Annotated in this window: 16 protein-coding genes and 2 pseudogenes; 6 read left to right on the top strand and 12 right to left on the bottom strand. The window is 56.9% G+C overall.

Going from position 1 to position 21,389, the window contains the following annotated elements; translation table 11 throughout:
- Window positions 1-3 precede the first annotated feature (3 nt).
- From RTK35_RS12430 to RTK35_RS12440, 3 genes are all read right to left on the bottom strand, one after another.
- Window positions 4-975 carry an IS110 family transposase gene (locus tag RTK35_RS12430; protein ID WP_316908138.1) on the bottom strand — a complete coding sequence of 324 codons (972 nt, stop codon included), beginning with the start codon at window positions 973-975 and terminating at the stop codon, window positions 4-6.
- A 297-nt stretch (window positions 976-1,272) separates the two neighbouring features.
- Window positions 1,273-1,989: an SDR family oxidoreductase gene (locus RTK35_RS12435; RefSeq protein ID WP_316908139.1), complete on the bottom strand. Its 717-nt coding sequence runs from the start codon at window positions 1,987-1,989 to the stop codon at window positions 1,273-1,275.
- A 4-nt stretch (window positions 1,990-1,993) separates the two neighbouring features.
- Window positions 1,994-2,479, bottom strand: coding sequence for a DUF2165 family protein (locus RTK35_RS12440; RefSeq protein WP_316908140.1), 486 nt, complete (start codon window positions 2,477-2,479; stop codon window positions 1,994-1,996).
- A 343-nt stretch (window positions 2,480-2,822) separates the two neighbouring features.
- On the opposite strand from RTK35_RS12440, the pseudogene RTK35_RS12445 reads away from it, so the two are divergent.
- Window positions 2,823-3,657 (top strand): annotated as a pseudogene (locus RTK35_RS12445) (IS5 family transposase).
- On the opposite strand, the pseudogene RTK35_RS12450 reads toward RTK35_RS12445, so the two are convergent.
- From RTK35_RS12450 to RTK35_RS12490, 9 genes and pseudogenes are all read right to left on the bottom strand, one after another.
- Window positions 3,640-4,214 (bottom strand): annotated as a pseudogene (locus RTK35_RS12450) (transposase); the annotation flags it as partial. The pseudogenes RTK35_RS12445 and RTK35_RS12450 sit on opposite strands and share 18 nt — an antisense overlap.
- 49 nt (window positions 4,215-4,263) lie before the next feature.
- Window positions 4,264-4,452 (bottom strand): hypothetical protein, encoded by a 189-nt coding sequence (locus tag RTK35_RS12455; RefSeq protein WP_316908141.1) that lies wholly within the window; start codon window positions 4,450-4,452, stop codon window positions 4,264-4,266.
- Between the two features lie 38 nt (window positions 4,453-4,490).
- Window positions 4,491-5,906, bottom strand: a complete 1,416-nt coding sequence (locus tag RTK35_RS12460; RefSeq protein WP_316908142.1) for a hypothetical protein — start codon at window positions 5,904-5,906, stop codon at window positions 4,491-4,493.
- A 48-nt stretch (window positions 5,907-5,954) separates the two neighbouring features.
- Window positions 5,955-7,928 carry an AAA family ATPase gene (locus tag RTK35_RS12465; RefSeq protein ID WP_316908143.1) on the bottom strand — a complete coding sequence of 658 codons (1,974 nt, stop codon included), beginning with the start codon at window positions 7,926-7,928 and terminating at the stop codon, window positions 5,955-5,957.
- Window position 7,929: 1 nt separating this feature from the next.
- Window positions 7,930-8,457 carry an ABC-three component system middle component 4 gene (locus tag RTK35_RS12470; RefSeq protein WP_316908144.1) on the bottom strand — a complete coding sequence of 176 codons (528 nt, stop codon included), beginning with the start codon at window positions 8,455-8,457 and terminating at the stop codon, window positions 7,930-7,932.
- Window positions 8,447-9,679 (bottom strand): ABC-three component system protein, encoded by a 1,233-nt coding sequence (locus RTK35_RS12475; protein ID WP_316908145.1) that lies wholly within the window; start codon window positions 9,677-9,679, stop codon window positions 8,447-8,449. Before RTK35_RS12475 ends, RTK35_RS12470 begins: the two co-directional genes overlap by 11 nt.
- Window positions 9,680-9,841: 162 nt before the next feature.
- Window positions 9,842-11,251, bottom strand: coding sequence for a hypothetical protein (locus RTK35_RS12480; protein WP_316908146.1), 1,410 nt, complete (start codon window positions 11,249-11,251; stop codon window positions 9,842-9,844).
- Between the two features lie 534 nt (window positions 11,252-11,785).
- On the bottom strand, window positions 11,786-12,217 hold the full coding sequence (locus RTK35_RS12485; RefSeq protein ID WP_316908147.1) for a hypothetical protein: 432 nt from the start codon (window positions 12,215-12,217) through the stop codon (window positions 11,786-11,788).
- A 307-nt stretch (window positions 12,218-12,524) separates the two neighbouring features.
- A protein-coding gene (locus tag RTK35_RS12490) for an IS5 family transposase (protein WP_316908148.1) occupies window positions 12,525-13,378 on the bottom strand; the annotation gives its coding sequence in 2 pieces (ribosomal slippage) (window positions 12,525-13,036 and window positions 13,036-13,378; 855 coding nt in all).
- A gap of 299 nt (window positions 13,379-13,677) precedes the next feature.
- Between RTK35_RS12490 and RTK35_RS12495 the strand changes: the two genes are divergently transcribed.
- From RTK35_RS12495 to RTK35_RS12515, 5 genes are all read left to right on the top strand, one after another.
- Window positions 13,678-15,687 (top strand): VIT domain-containing protein, encoded by a 2,010-nt coding sequence (locus RTK35_RS12495; RefSeq protein WP_316908149.1) that lies wholly within the window; start codon window positions 13,678-13,680, stop codon window positions 15,685-15,687.
- The gene (xrtQ, locus tag RTK35_RS12500; protein WP_316908150.1) at window positions 15,684-17,015 is read left to right on the top strand and encodes an exosortase Q; all 1,332 of its coding nucleotides are present in this window, start codon (window positions 15,684-15,686) and stop codon (window positions 17,013-17,015) included. The genes RTK35_RS12495 and xrtQ overlap by 4 nt, the downstream gene beginning before the upstream one ends.
- Window positions 17,016-17,104: 89 nt before the next feature.
- Window positions 17,105-18,200 (top strand): peptide chain release factor 2 gene (gene prfB / locus RTK35_RS12505; RefSeq protein ID WP_107330352.1). Its coding sequence is split into 2 segments (ribosomal slippage): window positions 17,105-17,176 and window positions 17,178-18,200, totalling 1,095 coding nucleotides; the frame shifts between segments, so codons are not numbered across the junction.
- Window positions 18,201-18,323: 123 nt separating this feature from the next.
- Entirely contained in the window at window positions 18,324-19,829 is a 1,506-nt protein-coding gene (gene lysS / locus RTK35_RS12510) for a lysine--tRNA ligase (protein ID WP_107330353.1), read from the top strand.
- Between the two features lie 607 nt (window positions 19,830-20,436).
- Window positions 20,437-21,372: a rhodanese-related sulfurtransferase gene (locus tag RTK35_RS12515; protein ID WP_044413306.1), complete on the top strand. Its 936-nt coding sequence runs from the start codon at window positions 20,437-20,439 to the stop codon at window positions 21,370-21,372.
- Window positions 21,373-21,389 lie beyond the last annotated feature (17 nt).

A 21,389-nucleotide genomic window follows, 5' to 3' on the forward strand; every position in this document is an offset into this window, starting at 1 on the left:
TTGCTAGTGAGCAAGGGCTAGTTTTGCGTCAAACGGCTGGCCCGATTTCAGGACGCCATAGGCGATGTTCAGCAGCTTGCGCATGGCGGCGCAGACGATCTGCTTGCCGGTCTTGCCCCGCTCTCTTAGCCGTTCGCCCATGGCTCTGATCGCTTCGTTGTAGGTCAGGGCGCTGATCGCGGGCATGTACAGGCCGGCCCTCAGGCGCGATGAGCCCATCTTGGAGATGCGTGTCTGCCCCCGGTAGCTCCCGGACTCCTGCAGCCGTGGGTTGAGCCCGGCAAAGGCGGTGATGGCGCGGCTGTTGGCAAAGCGCAGCGGGTCGCCCAGCTCCGCCAGGAGCAGGGCGGCGGTCTTGTCGGCGACTCCGTCGATGCTGGTCAGCAGGTCGCGCTTGCCTCGCAGGTCCGGGTCGTTGTCGATGTGGTCGTCGATGGCCTTGAGGGTTTCTTCGATCTCCTGGCCGACATGTTCCAGAACCGACTGGATCGAGGCCTGCACGCTGGCATCGGCCACTTCCAGACGGTTGCGCTCCATCTGTTCGATTTCGCGAAGATCCCCCAGGCGCCGTACCAGGGCCTTCAGGCGCTTTACGGCACGGGGCTCGGGTTGCCAGGGGCGCAGCTCGTCCTGGTGGCGCTCGCCGTATTCGGCGATCAGCTTGGCGTCGACCTTGTCGGTCTTCACCCGCTGCAGCTGGCTGCGGGCGTAGTGGGCGATCTGCGCCGGGTTGAGGACACAGACCCGATAGCCTTGCTCCAGCAGCCATTCGGCCAGGGCTTCATGGTGGATGCCGGTGGCCTCCATCACGACCCAGGCTCCGGGTTCGCTGTGCTTGTTCAGCCAGTCGCGCAAGACGGCGAAGCCCGCTTTGTCGTTGGCCAGCTTGGCCTTGGTGCGGTACTTGCCGTTGGGCTGCAGGGTGGCGAGGTCAAAGGTGTGTTTGGCGATGTCGATGCCGATGACGCTGGGCATGGATTCTCCTCTCGATCCGTTCAGACGCGATCATCACTGCACCCGGCCCAACCTTGTGAATGCGAGCTCGAGGCTCTGGATACCGTTCGGGCTGTTCGAGTGAGTGTGGAGGGGCGGAGCACTATCTACGGTGCAGGCTCGCGGCCTAAGGGTGGGCACGGCTTCCTATCCCTCCCCCGATGATCAGTCGGGGACTATGCCCCTGGGGAGGGGCAGTAGTCGAGATACAAGGGTGGGCTTCAGCCCACCGGCAGCCATCCAACATCCGCCCGTGCCCCTCCAGCACCAGTACTCAGCTCAAAAACGTCCGTCCTCGATTGCCGGCAAGATCAGTTCCCGCACGAAGGAAGCCGCTGACAGCCGCAGCAGCGCGTTGACCATGGTGACCACATCGTGCACAGGCACTAGTTGCCCCTCCCCTCGCGCGGCCGCCTCTTCCATTGGCACAGCCATTGGGTCGTCAGTATTCAGGTAACCCAACTGCAGCACCGTCACCGCCAGCCGCTGGTCGCGAAAGCCCTCGCGCAACGCATCGGCCATCCCGTTCAACGCGAACTTGGAGGCACCGAACGCTACCTCGGGCCGCCCGCTGCGGTGCAGGGCGGAGGTGGAGCCGGTGAGGATCAGCTGTGGCCTGGCAGAGCCGAGCAACCTTGGCACCAGGCGCTTGAGCAACAACAGCGTGGCGGTGATGTTCACTTCCACCAACCTGGCGAGCGTCTCATCGCTATCGTTCAGGAAGTCGTAACCCTCGCTGAAGGCCTGCGGCTCCCAGATGCCGACGTTGCAGATGAGCACATCGAGCTCCGCCGGTGCCTGGGCCTCGATATGCGCCACGGCTACCTTCGGCTCGGCCAGGTCGGCCTCGATCCACTGGATGTCGACGCCTGCGGCGACCGCCAGCCGATCCGGCCGACTGCGCGATACGCCCACGATCCGGTCCCCCGGCCTGCCCAGCCCCTCCACCAACGCACGACCCAGGCCCCTGCTAGCGCCTATCACCATCATCTTCATAAGGTCAGCTCCAGCGCAGATTGAGCACGAGGAAGTTCAGCAATACCCAGATCACCAGCATCAGGTGCGTCAATTGCAGGCCCTCCTGGCGTATCCAGTAGGCGAACCAGAGCCCGCCCAGCAGCATGGCGAAGAGCGACGCCAAGGCCATGCTCAGCGCCAGGTTCAACCAGGGTCGAGCGGCCTCCAAGCCACCGCCGAGCAATAGGAGATAGCACCCCAACCACACGGCGAGAACAGCTACCAGTTGCAGCACCACGATCACCGCCAGCGCCAGACGATGCAGAGTCGGCGAAACCAGTGCCCGGCTGAGCAAGGGGATGTCGACCACGGGCGGCTGGCGCAAGGGCGCCATCGACAGCGTCGCCCCCACCGCCCCCACCGAACTGGCGAAACCGTGCAGATTGTTGATCAGGGCAATGCTCAACCACAGCGCAAACCCAAGGAAGCACGTGGTTTGGAAGATCATCAATGAAGTCTGGGTGTCCATTCCGGGTCCTTGTTGGTTGCAAAAGACGCTTGCCGCGCCCTGGGTGGCGGGCAAGAACGGGCAGGACGATAAAACCTCAAGCTAAGTTGAGGTCAATAGCAGGCAAGCAGGGAAAGTAGACCCGCCGGAGGTCCGACGAGCTATACGGCACATGGGGTGGGCTTCAGCCCACCAGCAGCCATCAAACAGCCGCCTATGCTCCTCAAGCACAAGCACCCAGCTCAAAGCACCCCAGGTTGCCAACAGGGCCCGTTCCCACACGAAGGACACCGCCGACAGCCCTAGGTTCTGTACGAAAAGTCGGTGCAGGTAGAATCGCCACCATGATTGGCTGGAGGCTCACATGGCAAGGCGCTACGAACTCCCAGATGCGGGCTGGGAGTTGATCAAGGATCTGGTTGCCCCGGAACAGAAGATGGGCCGACGGTGCTCAACGGCATCTTTTGGATCCTTTGCTCCGGAGCCGCCTGGCGTGATCTGCCGGAACGTTTCGGCCCGTGGTCGACGGTTTATCAACGGTTCCGTGACTGGCGAGACGACGGCACGTTTAACCGAGTACTTGAGCGATTGCACATCCAGTTGAATCAGGAAGGCCTGATCGACCTGGATACGTGGATGATTGACTCCACAGCGGTGCGTGCAACCCGAGCCTCTTCTGGCGCCGGGAAAAAGGGGGGCCAGAAGAACCGGTAGATCATGCATTGGGACGTAGCCGAGGCGGCCTAACCACCAAGATTCACCTGATCTGCGATGCCAACGGGATACCTCTCCGATTCATGCTGTCACCCGGGCAGGCCAGCGACATTGGCCATGCTCAGCCACTCTTAGATCAGGTACGTATCCCCGGAAAGTCGGGACGACCTCGTAAGCGCTGCCGTTGGTTACTGGCAGACAAAGGTTACGATGCCGAGCATCTGCGCCAGTACTGCGACCGCTACCGCATGCAGCCGGTGATTCCGCAGCGCGCCATGAAGCGCAAACCCAAGCCAGGACTACCCCGACTGTTTGATCGTCCGAAATACCGGCAGCGGAATATCATTGAGCGGATGTTTGGCTGGCTAAAAGAGAACCGGAGAATTAGCACCCGTTACGACAAGCTCGCCAGAAGTTTTGCCGCAATGGTCACGCTGGCTTGCACGCTGCGATGCCTGCGGCAGTACTTTTCGTACAGAACCTAGCTCACGCATCAACCGGCGCACCCGAAAGCGGCCAATGCTTACGCCATCCTCACGCAACATACCCAGAATGCTGCGGCTGCCAGCCGAACCTCGACTCTGGTTGAACAGCTGATTGACCTGACTGCGCAGGGCAGCCCAGCGTGCATCAACACGGCAGCGGCGTAGACGATGGGCGTAGTAGCAAGACCGCACCACGTCGAAGGCTGAACAGACCACTTCCACCGACTCCCGCTCACTCAACTGGTCTATCAGCGCGTACGATTGAACTCGTCCGACATCAAGAGAGCGGTAGCCTTTTTTAGGATCGCTTTCTCCCGCTCCAGTCGGTCGATCCTGGCTTCCAGCTCCTGGATTTTCTGCTGTTCGGGAGTCAATGCCTTACTCTTCGGTGTAACGCCCTGGCGCTCCTCTTGGAGCTGTTTTACCCAGCGACGAAGCGCCGATTAAACCAGCCCCAGCGAGCGAGCTGCTTCGATATGGCTGTAGCCCTGATCGAGCACCAGACCAGCGGCCTCTCGTTTGAATTCGGGCGTAAAGGAACGACGTTGCTTGGTCATCAGACACCTCTCTATGGCGAGCATTCTCGCCCTAAATGGGTGTCCGGGATCAGTAGACCACTACAAGAATTTCAATAATTTCGCGAAGGGTGTATCCATATTCCAGAAGAAGCGACTGAAGCTTTTCTTCGAATTCAAGCTCACGTTGGATATCGCTGCTCTTCTTTAGTGCATCTAGTTGCGCTAGCTGCTCCGCGATCTGCGCTTCGAGTGCCTTGTACAATGCAATTTTGGACAATTATATATCTCCTAGCTTCTTTACTCTGACTGCGCTAGTTAATACGCTGCAAGAATCCGAGTATAAGCGGTCTCACGGCCAAGATTTTGCAGATGTTGGTCCTGGCTACCGATAATTGCCGTTAACGCAGCATGTGTAACCTGGTTCGCCGTTCGAGGCAAGAAAAGGTTGGCCAGCTCCTTAAACCTTGGCGCACAATTTCTTAATGCAAGCCGGGCCTGAAATTGACGGTCAGTCAGCAACTTCACAAACTCTTTGAATTCCTCTTCGCCAAATCGTGAAATCATAGACTGGTAGTGGGGGACGGCCATTTCGGAAACACCATATCCATTTCCGATCCTTGCCATAACTAATGTTTTAACATAAGGGACCCTTACGCTCTCCGGAATCTGCCCGTTAGCTGGAATATAAGCCAAAAGATTTCGAGCGTGAGCAGGTTCGCTATGGAAATTGTTATAGCCATTATGCGCGTCGAACAACGCATTCGTGCACGCCGACATTTCGACTGTGAGAGCATCGGGAGTCAGGTAACCTAGTCCGCCGACAGCGTTCAAGAACTCATGAGCGAGCCCTCGGCGCACATTTTCGCCATTGGCAGCAAAGGTGGTATAGCGAAAGCCACATTCGTATCTTGTCTCATCTGGTGACAAGAGCCAACATTTAGGGGCTATCAATCTAATGTTGGTTTTTACTTGGATAGATGTATTATCAGCAGTATACATCCCAAATATGGCTCTTAAGAGCGACTTTATAATATCTGCCGGCAAGCGCTCCATACCCGCACGAATGTGTTGAGCGTCCTGCTCAGTGAGTACTTGATTGCGAATACTATGTAACACCCGCTTTGCTTCAATCGCAGCGGGCTCGGGATCTTTAGCAATAACCTCCCTTAAACAAGTCTCTAGCCATGAAATGAGTTGCAAGCCGCTAAGCTCATTCTGGTTAGGATGGGCCGCGCTTGCCCAGTTTCGCATATCTCTTATGTAGTCGAGGTGGCGATATCCAATATCAGAGAGTATCCCCGTTACATGGCATCCGCGAACGAGTTCCCACTCTTCAATCTTAACTAAATCTTCTTCACCACGCAGTTTACTTCTACGCGCAGCATCAGTGATTACACTGTCATAGAAATATTCTAGATCGAAACGAGCAACTTTTTTCCGCAGGTTGACTACAGTTTCATCCCAAATGAAGTTTAAGGCCGCGTCAAAAAGACCGGCACCACAAGCTGCGATAAATTTGGATATGTAAAGTGACTCAACGCGCTTGGCCGGATCAATTCCACTCACAACTTCAGGAAGGTTGTTTATTACCCGCTGCCGCTCGACCACTGGAACCAACACGTTATTCGCAGGGAGCCCTAAATGATTAAGGTAGCCACTTAGAGCGTTTGTAAATTGATCTACACCTGAGGAAACTTCGCCCTGAGCAACAAGAATGGGGGGTAGTGACATTTTCTGCTCCGATTTAGGATGGCGCACTATTCTTTTAAACGTTCACTCTCACGAGTAATAGTCGTCAATCAATCCCTTGGGAAGTCCGTTTTCGCCTGTCGAGCTATAATGAGCAACAATATATGGTTTAAATTCTTCTACAAAGGAATCGGGGACATCATTGTCCACCAGTATGATCTGGCATTGGACTCCCTTTTCCTCAGCCCTGCCGGCCAGCTGGAACATATACTCATACATGTTCTTGTATTTTTCAGGGTCGGAAAGTCCTTCGTCGGCATCTGCGGCAGCATCAGTTTCTTCTTGATGCTTAGCTTTCGATGTCTTTCCTAGATACTTTCCAACCGTATCGATAAGAAGAATGGCAGGGTGATTAATCTCATTATCAATCGCGTATTCAAATATTGAAAGTAGGAGCCCAATGGATGAGATCGTCCTCAGCCCGCCAGAAGTAATAGTCATGTACTCCCGATCGCGGATCACAGGCAAAAAATTCCTGGGACTTACAGATATTCCCCGCCTGTTCTTAATGTTAACTTTCTTGAGAAATCTATTCAGATTGTCTGATAGTTCAGAAAGAACAGAATCTAAGCTCGGAGCCGACTTTCTAAGCTCTGCAAGGCGCTCTTCAAGCTGCGCGACAATCGTAGTGCAGTGCTCGTACTGATCGTAGATATTTTTTTGCGAGTTCCTTATTTTTAAATTTACAACCAGCTGACTCCTGAATTGCCGTTTAGCCGATAGCTCTTTAACTAGAGCGTCCCTTTGAGTTAGGTAGGGAGTGATCATGCTTTCGCTTTCGGTATCCAGAAGCTCTCTTGCCTTTAGAAGGTCTTCATGCACCGAGAAGTACATAGAGTTCCGCTCTCGTTGCTTCTCGGAGAGTTCTGAGATAAGCGATTGGATGCTCTTTCTTTTCCTTTTTAGCGAGTCTAGTTCATTCGAAAGAGACGTGGCTCCACTGGATATAAAAGGCTCCGATTCAGCGGAATCTTCAAGAGGCGAATCACAAATTGGGCAGGGCTGCGGGGCGGATTTAATCTCACCTATTTTTTTATGTGTTGATAAGGTCGCCTCAACTTTATCAATGTCATTGTCGTAGTCGTTCTTTAATCTGGCATATCGATCTAGTTGCTCTCTCAGGTTAGATAATTCCTGCGCCAGCCCTTTCTCGTTAAGAGAAAGCATGTTAAAAGCGGCTTTATAGGATTCGTACTGAGTGGAGTTCGAGATCATTTTGGAGTTCGTAAGTTGCAACTCCTTTTCTAATTCATTGATGGTCTCATCGAGAGCCTCCAACGAGTCATCAATTGATGATTGGCTCTCGTAGTCAGTTTCACGTAGAAACTCAGAAACAGACTCATATTTACTTTTGTATTGCCGAGCGGCTTTGGACTGCTCAGAAATCTCCTGCTCTAGCTCGGAAATGCTGGTATCTAAGACGTTAAAGATATATTTGAAGACTTCTTTGTTGCTCGCAAATAGAGACCAGTTAGCGGAGTCCAGTAGGTTCTTGCTACCAACTTCGTCTTGGTCCAAGTACGAGAACTTATAGAGATCGCGAAAGCTAAGGCGCTTCAGGTTTGAATCAGCTTTGGTGGGAGAGACCTTGATGTTGATTTTTGGAAGGCCGAGTTCTCCCATGAGAAAATCGGAAAGGTATCCGTCCGGCCCTTCGGGAGCACCAAATTTATGGGCATATTTTTTCGGATAGTTATTTGCACACTCCGAAAAGATGCAGGGGTATACTTCAACAAACTCTGCGGGCTTGAAAACGTCTCGCTTAATGGTGTATTCGACACCGTTCAATCGAATCTCTAATGCTGCGTATGTAATGGACGAAGATATTTCATCCGCCATCACAACGGATGATGCGCCGAGAAGGTAGTTAATAAATTCGAGAATGCTCGACTTACCTGTATCGGAGTCGCCATATATAATATTGACACCTGGGTAAAATGGAATGGTGTAATTCTTGCGATGCCCGACTAAGTGTAAAAAATCAATGTTGAGGTAAGGATGCATATCAATTCCCTTTGAGTAGCGTATTCATCCAAGCATTTAGCTTAGTCGTTGGCTGAGATTGCAGTGGCGTTAATTTGGATATGATCTCCTCCAGCGAGGAAAAGTGATTCTTCTCTGATGCCTCATGAATAAGTGAAGCAGCAAATTGCTCGCCAGCGTCAGATAGTGCATATCTAATTTTGTTTTCCTTCACCGCCCCTTCACATTTCAACAAGCCAAGCGCAGCCACTCGTTTAATCAGGACTTTTACTTTATGACGATTGAAAAGTATATCTACGTTGCTGGACAGGCTTTCAATTGTGTGTGTTAGCCTCTTCTCTAGCGGCTTCCCTGGTTTATCGGCTAGCCTTAAAATCTTACTGATCTTTGATGGGTTTTTAATTAGGTAAAGGAATACCTGTATTTTCTCGAAATCTAAGACTAAGTTGTCGCGATTGTTCTTAGCCATTTTTGATAATAGCAAAATTAATATGGCTGTATTTAGATCAAGCTCTTCGTCAATCGGTAGATAAGGGAGACTACTTATCATGGTCGGCCCCTTTATCACCCGCCTTCATATGCAACGCTTTTAATGCTTCCACCGTAGTGGCTTCGGACCACACTACTCGCGTATCAGGTTTGTTCGCTAGTTGATGGATCATTCCCATCTTGTGGCTATCGCGAAGTTGCGAGAGAGTGGTTTTTAGATAACCTTCCTGTGCATCAAAGATTTTTTTATGCACAGTTTGCACTAGTTGAGTGGTCGTAGTGTTATTTGCTACGTGATACTCGTACTCTAGCCTGTATAAAATTCTAATATCCTCATACAATTTCTGGAGTAGCTCGCGGTCATGGTCGCTAGAGAAAATCTTTCGCGCCTCCTCGGCGTTAAAGAAATATTCTTTTGCACTACCAGTTAAAACCTCTCCAACTTCTGCGAGAATTAGTTTCAGTACGAAGAACTGGTCATCGTACTGTTGGTTGTCAATGAACTCTTTTATTTCCAGCTGTCCAGCTGATTTTACGGCTAGATCTTCAATGAAATTCACTACAGCGACATATATTGTCTGTTCGCAATCCTTTGGCTTACATATTCCAATATGGTCCTCATTTACAGCCACTGCGTCTGCTTTAGGGGTGTCAGTAGGGATTGCACTGTTTTTTTCGACAATTATGTCATGCGCACCATAGATGTATTTTACTTCTGGCTTTATCGTGGACTGGCTCCATGAGCGATTTAACTTATCAATCGCCTCGCTCAATACCTGCAAGTCTCCAACATGCGCATTTTTTGAAATTAAACTGGCAATACTCGCAGCCTTAGCTCCTTGATGGGGAACTGCCAAAGAAATGAAGCCGGTAACAGGGGTTCGACCTTCATTCTCAATCTGCTGCAAAATGCAATATTTAGATATAAGCCCGCCCATGCTGTGAGCGATAATAATTATCTTTTTGTATTTGGAGAAGTTTACGGAAAATTCCGTTTTTAGGAGTTCTCCAATCTCGTCAATTGGAAGATTCTTTCTAAAGGATTTCAGCGAACCAAACATCCGGCCAATGAACGACTTCGAGATGCCATAGATGTTTGTAAACGTCGTGAAGTAATTGAAGCAAGCTATATCGAAGCCATCAATACGAGGGTCCTCCATCAGAAGAGAGGGAAATGACACATGCTCGTCATACGCCCACGTACCCATGCCGCCTGTCAGTCCATGGACAAAAACGACGAGATTCTGACTTTTCTCGCGGCGGACCCACTCTACCATGCTCATCTGCGGTCGTTCCCTGTACTCAAGCTGATATATCCAAATGCTATCATGGTCATGCCTCTGGCTGAAAGCCGCTATCCGAAGCTGACCTATTGCTAGAGCGGTAGTCTTAAGACCTGAAGGCTAAAAATTTTAGAGGCCATAATGCAGCACCGATGCGAAATATCAAACGTACTGTTCGTCGTAGTCGCCAAACTTGAGATTTCGCAATGATTTTACTCCATTCACATACCAACAAACGTCGCCAGTTTGAATTCCAAGATCATGCATCCATGGTGCTTCAGAGCATAGATTCTGATTCTCTCGTTTATCTTTAAGAGGGCAAGCGTCAAGGTACGGGCAAGCTAGTTTATTAGGGCTTTCCTGCAAGCGTACAGTGTTATTAAAGCTACCGTTAGGCGCAATGTGTAGGGTAGAAAACTGTAATGCACATTGAAGCGTCGAAATGGCTCCGACTCGTGTGTCCGAATAGTCGGATACACCTTGGCCTATAAAATAAAGCTCTGCTGTTTCGTCGTGTTTATATTGAAGTATGCACCTAGGGGGAAGCTCTTCCGTACGTAGGATGTGTGTGAATACTTCCGGGGTCATCGTTTCCCTAAGGAATAGCAACTCATAGAATGGATCTTTCTCTCTTTTATTCATAGCGCTCATAACGATCTCATCTAATAATATGAGTCCGTCCTTCAAGGTTGTTCCCGCTAAGGCTTTTTCGTGTAGCTCAGCTATCGTGGCCTTATATCCGGCTAAAACTATGTTGTGCTCATTTATTGTATTGGATATGAACTCGGAATAGACACTTCCTCCCTCCCTAAGTGCTGACGCAGCTGCAAATAGCCCCAGTGAAGGAATTTTATTTTGAAGGGCTAAGATACCGACCTTTACTAACTCAGGTACTGAGCACTCTCGGCCTACAAAGTGCTCCACAATTGGCCGATAGAATCTGTAGGGAAGCGGTGGAGTCGCAAGCTCTAGCTCAATGCCTGATTTCCCAGTTATGCTGTTGCGTACCTGTCTTTCGATTTCATACGCAATACCTTCCGTTATTATGTTATATCCAATATTTTGGATTTTTGCTTCTCGCTCAACTCCGTTTAGTTTGAACTTTGCATCCACTCCAATAATGGTGCAGGGATCAGAAGAGTCATCGGTCTCCTCCTGATAACATGTGGTCTCGAAAGAAAATTCGGATAGGTTGCCCCACTTATCAATTTTGTCGGTATTTCCAAGTATCCTGGAATAATCTTTCTCAAAGTTTTCGAGTATATTTTTGTTTAGGTGCTTATAGATCTTTCCCTGGCGAATGTAGTGGCCATTATCATCCGTTCCAGTTGCAAAGATCTGTAAGGCCGCAAGTCGATTTTTTAGCAGTTGAAGCCCTGAGGTGGTTGAAAAATTGTGTAGTTGATGGATGTACTCATGTATATTTAATCCAATGTTTTTTTCACAGGCTTCTGTATCCAGGGGACTGTCTGTCTCTAGAGTTCTGATATCTGCCTCAGGCGGCAGTGTAGTGAATAGCGAGTTGTTTCTGTAACTACCTAGTAGGCTAAATTGAATCCCAGTTTCTTTCATTGCTATCCCTGTTCTTTTCGTTAGTCTGAGTGCGAAATTTAATGGGCTCAGAGATCTACTATTACATATCTCTGGCCCGCCTTCATGTTAGTTGTCTCTCGTCGTAATCATCTTCGCTATCTCGGAGCGCTCTACCAATAAAGTAGAAATTATGCTCCTTGCAGACCCTCTCAAGTTTTCCACTGTCGGTCGACATGGCTACGCTAAAGCCTTGGTGTGATCTCAATTGATTTCTTTTTCCCACATATCGAATTCGCGGGTTAATAGTTTCTAGCTTGAACCAAAACGAGCCGTAATTTTTGGTTTTGACCACGTAGAGATTTGAGCTTAGATTGCTATCATTAACCCTTATTAGCATTAATGATATTTTCTTCCCGTTATCCATTGCATCGAACGAGTAATTATAATAGTGCTCACCTCTATTCTGTGGTTCTACTAAGAAAAGTCCGGGAGAATAGTAGTTTCTCGGGAGTTCATCTGGAAAAACCACTCCTCGTTGTTCGTCGAAATAGCAGAGGTAATAGACGACATTGTTCATATTTTCCTCCGCATTACTTGATCGCTATTTAGGAAGTCTTCTCCCTCTTTAGACTCCCACTTGTGTTGGTCCGAATAGACTTTAGGACCTCCGACGATGGGCGCCCATACAACGTCCTTGAGAAATAAATAGGATCTAGTTAAACCTCTAGATCTAATGGTGTGACGCTTCTCAAGTGCTTCAATGTCGGTAAGTGCCTCAATGTCAAACTTCCAAAACTCTTTATCAGAAAACTGAAACTCTACGACAGTTTCGCAGCCATGCATTTGCGCTGCCCAAGCTTTAGCTACGTGTAAAGCAGTGCCAAGATAGAAGCCCATTCCAAGTTCGCCCCCACCAAGAGTGGCATCAATATTTCCTTCTACTATATCGTTGGCATGTAAGTCATTTGTCCCATGATAGGTCGATACTTGATCGGGGTTATCCATAATTTAACTCGGGTCTAGTTCCATTAAACATCTAGCTTATGATGAGACGGCGATGCGCGTGATGCCACTGCCTCTTAGCGGTGGACGAGCCCTTGCCCATGGCGATCCATAACCGCTGTCAGCCAAACCTAAAAGCAAAATTTTTCGATGTTTGCCTGATTTTGAGGTCGACGCAGCTGCATCTGCTAGCTTTATGCCATTAACGCGCGCAAGAGTCATCATCATGCCCATCGAACCTGATCGTCTTTACTTCGAGATCGGCTATCTCCTAAACGAGATGCCGGACATGTAAACCACTGCTTGGCAGCTAGGTTCTGTACGAAAAGTACTGCCGCAGGCATCGCAGCGTGCAAGCCAGCGTGACCATTGCGGCAAAACTTCTGGCGAGCTTGTCGTAACGGGTGCCAATTCTCCGGTTCTCTTTTAGCCAGCCAAACATCCGCTCGATGATGTTCCGCTGCCGGTATTTCGGACGATCAAACAGTCGGGGTAGTCCTGGCTTGGGTTTGCGCTTCATGGCGCGCTGCGGAATCACCGGCTGCATGCGGTAGCGGTCGCAGTACTGGCGCAGATGCTCGGCATCGTAACCTTTGTCTGCCAGTAACCAACGGCAGCGCTTACGAGGTCGTCCCGACTTTCCGGGGATACGTACCTGATCTAAGAGTGGCTGAGCATGGCCAATGTCGCTGGCCTGCCCGGGTGACAGCATGAATCGGAGAGGTATCCCGTTGGCATCGCAGATCAGGTGAATCTTGGTGGTTAGGCCGCCTCGGCTACGTCCCAATGCATGATCTACCGGTTCTTCTGGCCCCCCTTTTTCCCGGCGCCAGAAGAGGCTCGAGTTGCACGCACCGCGGTGGAGTCGATCATCCACGTATCCAGGTCGATCAGGCCTTCCTGATTCAACTGGACGTGCAATCGCTCAAGTACTCGGTTAAACGTGCCGTCGTCTCGCCAGTCACGGAACCGTTGATAAACCGTCGACCACGGGCCGAAACGTTCCGGAATATCACGCCAGGCGACTCCGGAGCAGAGGATCCAAAAGATGCCGTTGAGCACCAGCCGATCATCACTTCGAGGTCGGCCCATCTTCTGTTCCGGGGCAACCAGATCCTTGATCAACTCCCAGCCCGCATCTGGGAGTTCGTAGCGCCTTGCCATGTGGGCCTCCAGCCAATCATGGTGGCGATTCTACCTGTACCGACTTTTCGTACAGAACCTAATAACCTTCTCGTCGCCACTTGCGGTGTAACTGACGCAGCCTCGATTTTTGGACAGTTGTCCATAAAGGAATTCATGTAAAATTCTTAGAATTCAAAGGAATAGCTATTTTGACGATCTGAATCTGGCAGCAAAACGAATCGGCCGCATAAAACCACAGAAACACCACACACCCTGCACGAAGCCTCCACGGGCGCGGGCGAGGCTGGGCTTCCGATACACGCAAGGAGCCACGTCCCATGTCCCGCCCTGTCCCCCTCCCGCGCCGCCGCTGGTGGAGCCTGTTGTTGTTGCTGGTGCCGATGACCGTCCTGGCCGACGCGCCGCAGCCCGCCCCGGAAGGGCCCTATTTCGTGGTGGAGAACGCCGAGCCCGGTGTCGACAGCCTGCCCCTCAAGACCACCGAGGTGAAGGCGCGGGTGCTGGGGGTGATCGCCGACGTCAGCGTCACCCAGCACTACCGCAACGAAGGCAGCCGGGCGCTGGAGGCGCGCTACGTGTTCCCCGGCTCGACCCGGGCGGCGGTGCACGGCATGACCGTGCGCATCGGCCAGCGGGTGATCGAGGCGCGCATCGAGGAGAAGGGCAAGGCCCGCGAGGACTACGAGGCAGCCAAGGTGGCCGGGCAGACCGCGGCTCTGCTGGAGCAGCAGCGCAGCAACGTGTTCGAGATGAATGTCGCCAACATCCTCCCCGGTGATGTGGTGGACGTGGAGCTGCGCTACACCGAGCTGCTGGTCCCCCGCGATGGGCTCTATTCCTTCGTTTTCCCCACCGTGTTCGGCCCGCGCTACACCGGCCGGCCGGGGGGCGCCGTCGAACCCTGGACGGCCACCGCGCACCTGCCGGAAGGCGAGCCGGGAACCGCCGGGTTCAGCCTGGACGTGGACCTGCAGGCCCCGGCGGACATTGCCGAGCTGGCCTCGCCCAGCCACCGCATCCTGCGCCAGGGGCAGGATGCCCGGCATGTGCGGGTGAGCCTGGACCCGGCCGGCGGCGCGGCGGCCAACCGCGACTTCGTGCTGGACTACCGCCTGGGTGGCGAGGGCTTCCAGAGCGGGGTGCTGCTCAGCGAGGGGGCCGAGGAGAACTTCTTCCTGGCCATGGTGGCGCCGCCCCGGCGCGTGCCCAGCGAGGCGGTGGTGCCCCGTGAATACGTGTTCGTGGTGGACATCTCCGGCTCCATGCACGGCTTCCCCCTGGACACCGCCAAGCACCTGCTGCGCCGGCTGATCGGTGGCCTGCGCCCGCAGGACCGCTTCAACGTGCTGCTGTTCTCCGGCAGTGCCAGGCTGCTGGCGCCGCAGTCCATCCCCGCCGATGCCGAGCACATCCAGCAGGCCCTGGGGCTGCTGGACACCGAGATGGGCAGTGGCGGCACCGAGCTGCTGCCGGCTCTGCGTCAGGCCCTGGCGATGCCGGCGGAGGCGGGGCGCTCGCGCTCCTTCATCGTGGTCACCGACGGTTTCGTGGACGTGGAAAGCGAGGCCTACACGCTGGTGCGCGGCAACCTGGGCAAGGCCAACCTGTTCGCCTTCGGCATCGGCAGCTCGGTGAACCGCGAGCTGATCGAGGGCCTGGCCCGCGCCGGCCAGGGCGAGCCCTTCGTGGTGCTGGACGCCGCGCAGGCCGATGCCCAGGCCGAGCGCCTGCAGCGGATGATCGAGTCGCCGGTGCTGGTGCGCCCGAAACTGACCTTCGACGGGCTGGACACCTATGACGTGGAGCCCCTGGAGCTACCGGACCTGTTCGCCGAACGGCCGCTGGTGGTGTTCGGCAAGTGGCGCGGCGAGCGCCGGGGCTTCCTCCGCGCCCAGGGCCTGACCAACCGGGGCACCTGGCATGCCGAGGCGCCGCTGCTGGCCGGGCAGGCCGTGGAGGGCAGCGCCCTGGCGCACCTCTGGGCCCGCCAGCGCATCGCCTCGCTGATGGACCAGGAGGCCATCGAAGGTGGCTACGCCTACAACTACAGCCAGCAGATCCTCGACCTCGGCCTCAAGTACAGCCTGCTGACGCCCTACACCTCCTTTGTCGCGGTGGATGAGCAGGTGCGCAACCCGGCGCCGCAGGACGCGGCGGAAGTCGACCAGCCGCTGCCCCTGCCCCAGGGCGTCAGCGCCCAGGCCGTGGGCGGCAGCGTCAGCGGGCCGATGGTGCCGGGCACGCCGGAGCCGGCGACCTGGGCGCTGCTGCTGGTGGGCCTGCTGGGCCTGGGATGGGCATTGCGCCGTCAGCGGGGCCAGGCGTGACCCGCGCGCTGCCCGCCTGGGCCTGGCTGGCGCTGCCGGCCCTGGCGCTGTGGCCGGTGTGGCGCTGGGCCGTTGCCCGCATGGGCGATGGCTCGGACGACCCCTGGGGCGCGGTGGCGCTGGTGGTGCTGTTGGCCTGCCTGTGGCGTGACCGTCACGCGCTGCTGGCGGCGCCGCGCCTGCCCGGGCTGCTCGCCTCCCTGGGGCTGACGGCAGCCGCGCTGCTGGTGCCGGGCGTGCCGGCCCTGGGGCGCGGGTTGCTGGCAGTGCTGGCAGTGCTGGTGATGGCCTTCGCCCTGCGTCGGCCCGGCCAGCCGCTGCTGGCCTGGCTGGGGCTGGGGGTGCTGGCGCTGCCGATCCTGGCGTCGCTGCAGTTCTTCATCGGCTACCCGCTGCGGGTGATCACCGCCGAGGCCAGCCTCTGGGCCTTGCGCGGACTGGGCTTCGCCGTCACGCGCCAGGGCAGTGCGCTGGAGGTGGGCGGTCAGCTGGTGATGGTCGACGCGCCCTGTTCCGGCGTGCAGATGGCCTGGGCCGCCTACTTCGTGGCCTTCACCGCCGCCGCCTGGCTGCGGGTGGCGGATGCCCGGCTGCTGCGCCGGCTGCCCTGGCTCAGCCTGCTGATCCTCGGGGCCAATGCGCTGCGCAATACGCTGCTGGTGCTGCAGGAAGCCGGGCATTGGCAGGGGCCGGCCTGGCTCCACGAGGGCATCGGGCTGGCGGTGTTCGCTGCGCTCTGCGGGCTGGTGCTGCGCCTGGTGGTGGGGTTGTCGGCCCAGCCGGCGAACCGGGCGGATGGCCTGCCCGGCGCGGTGCGCCCGTGGCCCTGGGGCGCGCTCTTCGTCGGCCTGGCGGCGTACAGCCTGGTGCCGGGTGCGGGCGGGGAGGGCGCGCGCCCGGCCGGTTTCGTCGAGTGGCCGAGCACCTTCGAGGGGCAGGCCTTGCGCCCGTTGGCGCTGACGGCGGTGGAGCGGCGCTTCGCCGAGGACTTCCCCGGTCGCCTGGCGCGCTTCGCCGCCGGCCCGCGCACCCTGGTGCTGCGCCAGGTGCAGGTGCCGACCCGCAAGCTGCACCCGGCGGCGGACTGCTACCGCGCCCTGGGCTTTCGCATCAGCGCCATCGCCTTGCACCGCCGGGCCAGCGGCGAGGGCCTGCAGCGCTGCTTCCTGGCCAGCGCCGCCTCCGGCCGGCTGCGGGTGTGCGAATACATCGAGGACGCGGCCGGACGGAGCTTCAGCGACACCTCCGCCTGGTACTGGTCGGCCCTGGCCGGCACCTCCCCGGGGCCCTGGCGGGCGGTCACCGTGGCCGAGGCGGCTGGCCTGTAAACGGTCATCGGCGCAGGCTGCCCGAGGCGAATCGACTCGGGTATACTCGCCGGCTTTTCCGAAAGTTTTGCCAGTGAGAGCTTCCCGCCATGGAAATCAACCCGATCCTGAACAGCATCAAGGACCTCTCCGAACGTACCCAGGCCATTCGGGGGTATCTTTGACTACGATCAGAAGCATGATCGTCTCGTCGAAGTAAACCGCGAACTCGAAGACCCCAACGTCTGGAACAACCCCGAATACGCCCAGAACCTGGGCCGCGAACGTTCCATGCTGGCGCAGGTGGTCGAGACCCTCGACGAACTCACCAGCGGCCTGGCCGACTCCAGCGATCTGCTGGACATGGCGGTCGAGGAGAACGACGAAGGCGCCGTGAATGACGTCGCCACCGAAGTCGAGCGCCTGCGCGAGATCCTCGAGAAGCTGGAGTTCCGCCGCATGTTCAGCGGCGAGATGGACCCCAACAACGCCTACCTGGACATCCAGGCCGGTTCCGGCGGCACCGAGGCCCAGGACTGGGCCAACATGCTGCTGCGCATGTACCTGCGCTGGGCCGACAAGAACGGCTTCGCCGCCGAGATCGTCGAACTGTCCGAAGGCGAAGTCGCCGGCATCAAGGGCGCCACCGTGCACATCAAGGGCGAATACGCCTTCGGTTGGCTGCGCACCGAGATCGGCGTGCACCGCCTGGTGCGCAAGAGCCCGTTCGACTCCGGCAACCGTCGTCACACCTCGTTCACCGCGGTGTTCGTCTCCCCGGAGATCGACGACAACATCGAGATCGAGATCAACCCGTCCGACCTGCGCATCGACACCTACCGCTCCTCCGGTGCCGGTGGCCAGCACGTGAACACCACCGACTCCGCGGTGCGGATCACCCACGTGCCCACCAACACCGTGGTGGCGTGCCAGAACGAACGCTCCCAGCACGCCAACAAGGACACCGCCATGAAGATGCTGCGGGCCAAGTTGTACGAGCTGGAGATGCAGAAGCGCAACGCCGCCTCCCAGGCCCTGGAGGACACCAAGTCCGACATCGGCTGGGGGCACCAGATCCGCTCCTACGTCCTCGACCAGTCGCGGATCAAGGACCTGCGCACCGGCGTCGAGCGCAGCGACTGCGACAAGGTGCTGGATGGGGATCTGAACGAGTACCTCGAGGCCAGTCTCAAGCAAGGGCTGTAACGCCGCCGCGCTCGGCCAGCCCGCCTCAAGCAGCGGCTGGCCTGCGTCCGCCAGGCTTTACAGCCGCTGTTATGCAATCCGTTTCCACAGGCAAGAGCGCCTAATCAGGAACCACCGAAGACCATGAGCGACCAACAACCCGACCAGCACGAACTGCAACAGGAAGAGAACAAGCTGATCGCCCAGCGCAAGGAAAAGCTTGCTGCCGTGCGCGAGGCCAAGGCCATCGCCTTCCCGAACGACTTCCGCCGCGACGCCTACTTCGCGGACCTGCAGAAACAGTACGCGGACAAGACCAAGGAAGAGCTGGAAGCTGCAGCCATCCCGGTCAAGGTCGCCGGTCGCATCATGCTCAACCGCGGCTCCTTCATCGTCCTGCAGGACAGCAGCGCTCGCCTGCAGGTCTACGTGAACCGCAAGACCCTGCCGGAAGAGACCCTGGCCGAGATCAAGACCTGGGACCTGGGCGACATCATCGGCGCCGAAGGCACCCTGGCCCGTTCCGGCAAGGGCGACCTGTACGTCGACATGACCAGCGTGCGCCTGCTGACCAAGTCCCTGCGCCCGCTGCCGGACAAGCACCACGGCCTGACCGACACCGAGCAGCGCTACCGCCAGCGCTACGTCGACCTGATCGTCAACGAGGAAACCCGCCACACCTTCCGCGTGCGCTCCCAGGTCATCGCCCACATCCGCCGCTTCCTGTCCGAGCGCGGTTTCCTCGAAGTGGAAACCCCGATGCTGCAGACCATCCCCGGCGGCGCGGCGGCCAAGCCCTTCGCGACCCACCACAACGCCCTGGACATGCCGATGTTCCTGCGCATCGCCCCGGAGCTGTACCTCAAGCGCCTGGTGGTCGGTGGCTTCGAGAAGGTCTTCGAGATCAACCGCAACTTCCGTAACGAAGGCGTCTCGACCCGGCACAACCCCGAGTTCACCATGCTCGAGTTCTACCAGGCCTACGCCGACTACGAAGACAACATGGACCTGACCGAGGAGCTGTTCCGCGAGCTGGCCCAGGCCGTGCTCGGCAGCACCGACGTGCCCTACGGCGACAAGGTCTTCCACTTCGGCGAGCCCTTCGCCCGCCTGTCGGTGTTCGACGCCATCCTCAAGTACAACCCGGACATCACCGCCGCCGACCTCAACGACGTCGAGAAGGCCCGCGCCATCGCCAAGAAGGCCGGCGCCAAGGTCCTCGGCCACGAAGGCCTGGGCAAGCTGCAGGTGATGATTTTCGAGGAGCTGGTGGAGAGCAAGCTGGAACAGCCGCACTTCATCACCCAGTACCCCTTCGAGGTCTCCCCGCTGGCCCGCCGCAACGACCAGGACCCGAGCGTCACCGACCGCTTCGAGCTGTTCATCGGTGGCCGCGAGATCGCCAACGCCTACTCCGAGCTGAACGACGCCGAAGACCAGGCCGAGCGCTTCATGCTGCAGGTGAAGGAGAAGGACGCCGGTGACGACGAGGCGATGCACTACGACGCCGACTTCGTCAATGCGCTGGAATACGGCATGCCGCCCACCGCCGGCGAAGGCATCGGCATCGACCGCCTGGTGATGCTGCTGACCAACTCCCCGTCGATCCGCGACGTGATCCTGTTCCCCCACATGCGGCCCCAGGCCTGAGTGGGATGAGAAGCCGCCTTCGGGCGGCTTTTTTGTGGCTGTTGCCTGCCTTCTGCCACGATTCTCCAGGGTTTTTCAATCACTCCTTCCGGGCTCCACGTCCCTGGGGAGAAAGGCGTGAATCCGAAGCGCACTATGAACTCGCACGTGGCTCAGAGCGTGGGGCAGGGAACCTGCCCCTTCAGGAGGCCGAGCGCAGTCGTTGCGCAGGGGGACGAGCGGCATGGATGCCGCGAGAGGCGCGCCAGGCCATGGATGGCCCATCGCGCCGGCCCCCGAAGCAACGATGGAGCGAGGGGAGTCCCGCGAAGCGGGATCCGGATGCAGGGGCGAGCCTTTTTGGTTTCTTTTTTGTGGGCGGCATTCCGACGACTGAAAAAAGAAACTCGCCTGGGAAGGCGAAACAAAGAACATCCGTAGAACTCGATATACAGCCAGACCTCGAGCAACCCACCGCTCATGACCTCCCCACCCGACGACTGAGACATTCCCCCACATCCGTGACCCAGCGGTTTTTGATAGACTCCGCCCCCAGCGCCGGCCCAGCCGGCGCTGTCGTTTCTGTCACCCGGTCCGCCCTTTGCGTGGGCGACCACTGGAGGTTTTCATGTCCCGCATCGTTGTCGCGGCGCTCTACAAGTTCGTATCCCTGAAAGACTACGTCGCCCTGCGCGAGCCCCTGCTCAAGACCATGACCGAGCACGGCATCAAGGGCACCCTGCTGCTCGCCGAGGAAGGCATCAACGGCACCGTGTCCGGCACCCGCGAGGGCATCGACGCCCTGCTGGCCTGGCTCAAGGTCGACCCGCGCTTCGTCGACCTGGACCACAAGGAGTCCTACTGCGACGAGCAGCCCTTCTACCGCACCAAGGTCAAGCTGAAGAAAGAGATCGTCACCCTCGGCGTGCCGGGCGTGGACCCGAACCAGCAGGTGGGCACCTACGTCGAGCCGCAGGACTGGAACGCCCTGATCAGCGACCCCGAGGTGCTGCTGATCGACACCCGCAACGACTACGAAGTGGCCATCGGCACCTTCGAAGGCGCGGTGGACCCTAAGACCAAGTCCTTCCGCGAGTTCCCCGAGTACATCAAGGCCCACTACGACCCGGCGGTGCACAAGAAGGTGGCGATGTTCTGCACCGGCGGCATCCGTTGCGAGAAGGCCTCCAGCTACATGCTCAACCAGGGCTTCGAAGAGGTCTTCCACCTCAAGGGCGGCATCCTCAAGTACCTGGAGGACGTGCCCCAGGAGCAGAGCCTGTGGCGCGGCGACTGCTTCGTCTTCGACAACCGCGTGACCGTGCGCCACGACCTCAGCGAAGGCGACTATGACCAGTGCCACGCCTGCCGCAACCCGATCTCCGTGGAAGACCGCCAGTCCCCGCACTACGCCCCCGGCATCAGCTGCCCCCACTGCTGGGACAGCCTCTCGGAGAAGACCCGCGCCAGCGCCCGCGAACGGCAGAAGCAGATCGAGCTGGCCAAGCAGCGCAACCAGCCCCACCCCATCGGCCGCGACCCGCGGCAGAATCCGGAACACTGACCGACGACGAGGGATCG

This window comes from Pseudomonas sp. zfem003, assembly GCF_032621675.1.
GTDB lineage: Bacteria > Pseudomonadota > Gammaproteobacteria > Pseudomonadales > Pseudomonadaceae > Metapseudomonas > Metapseudomonas otitidis.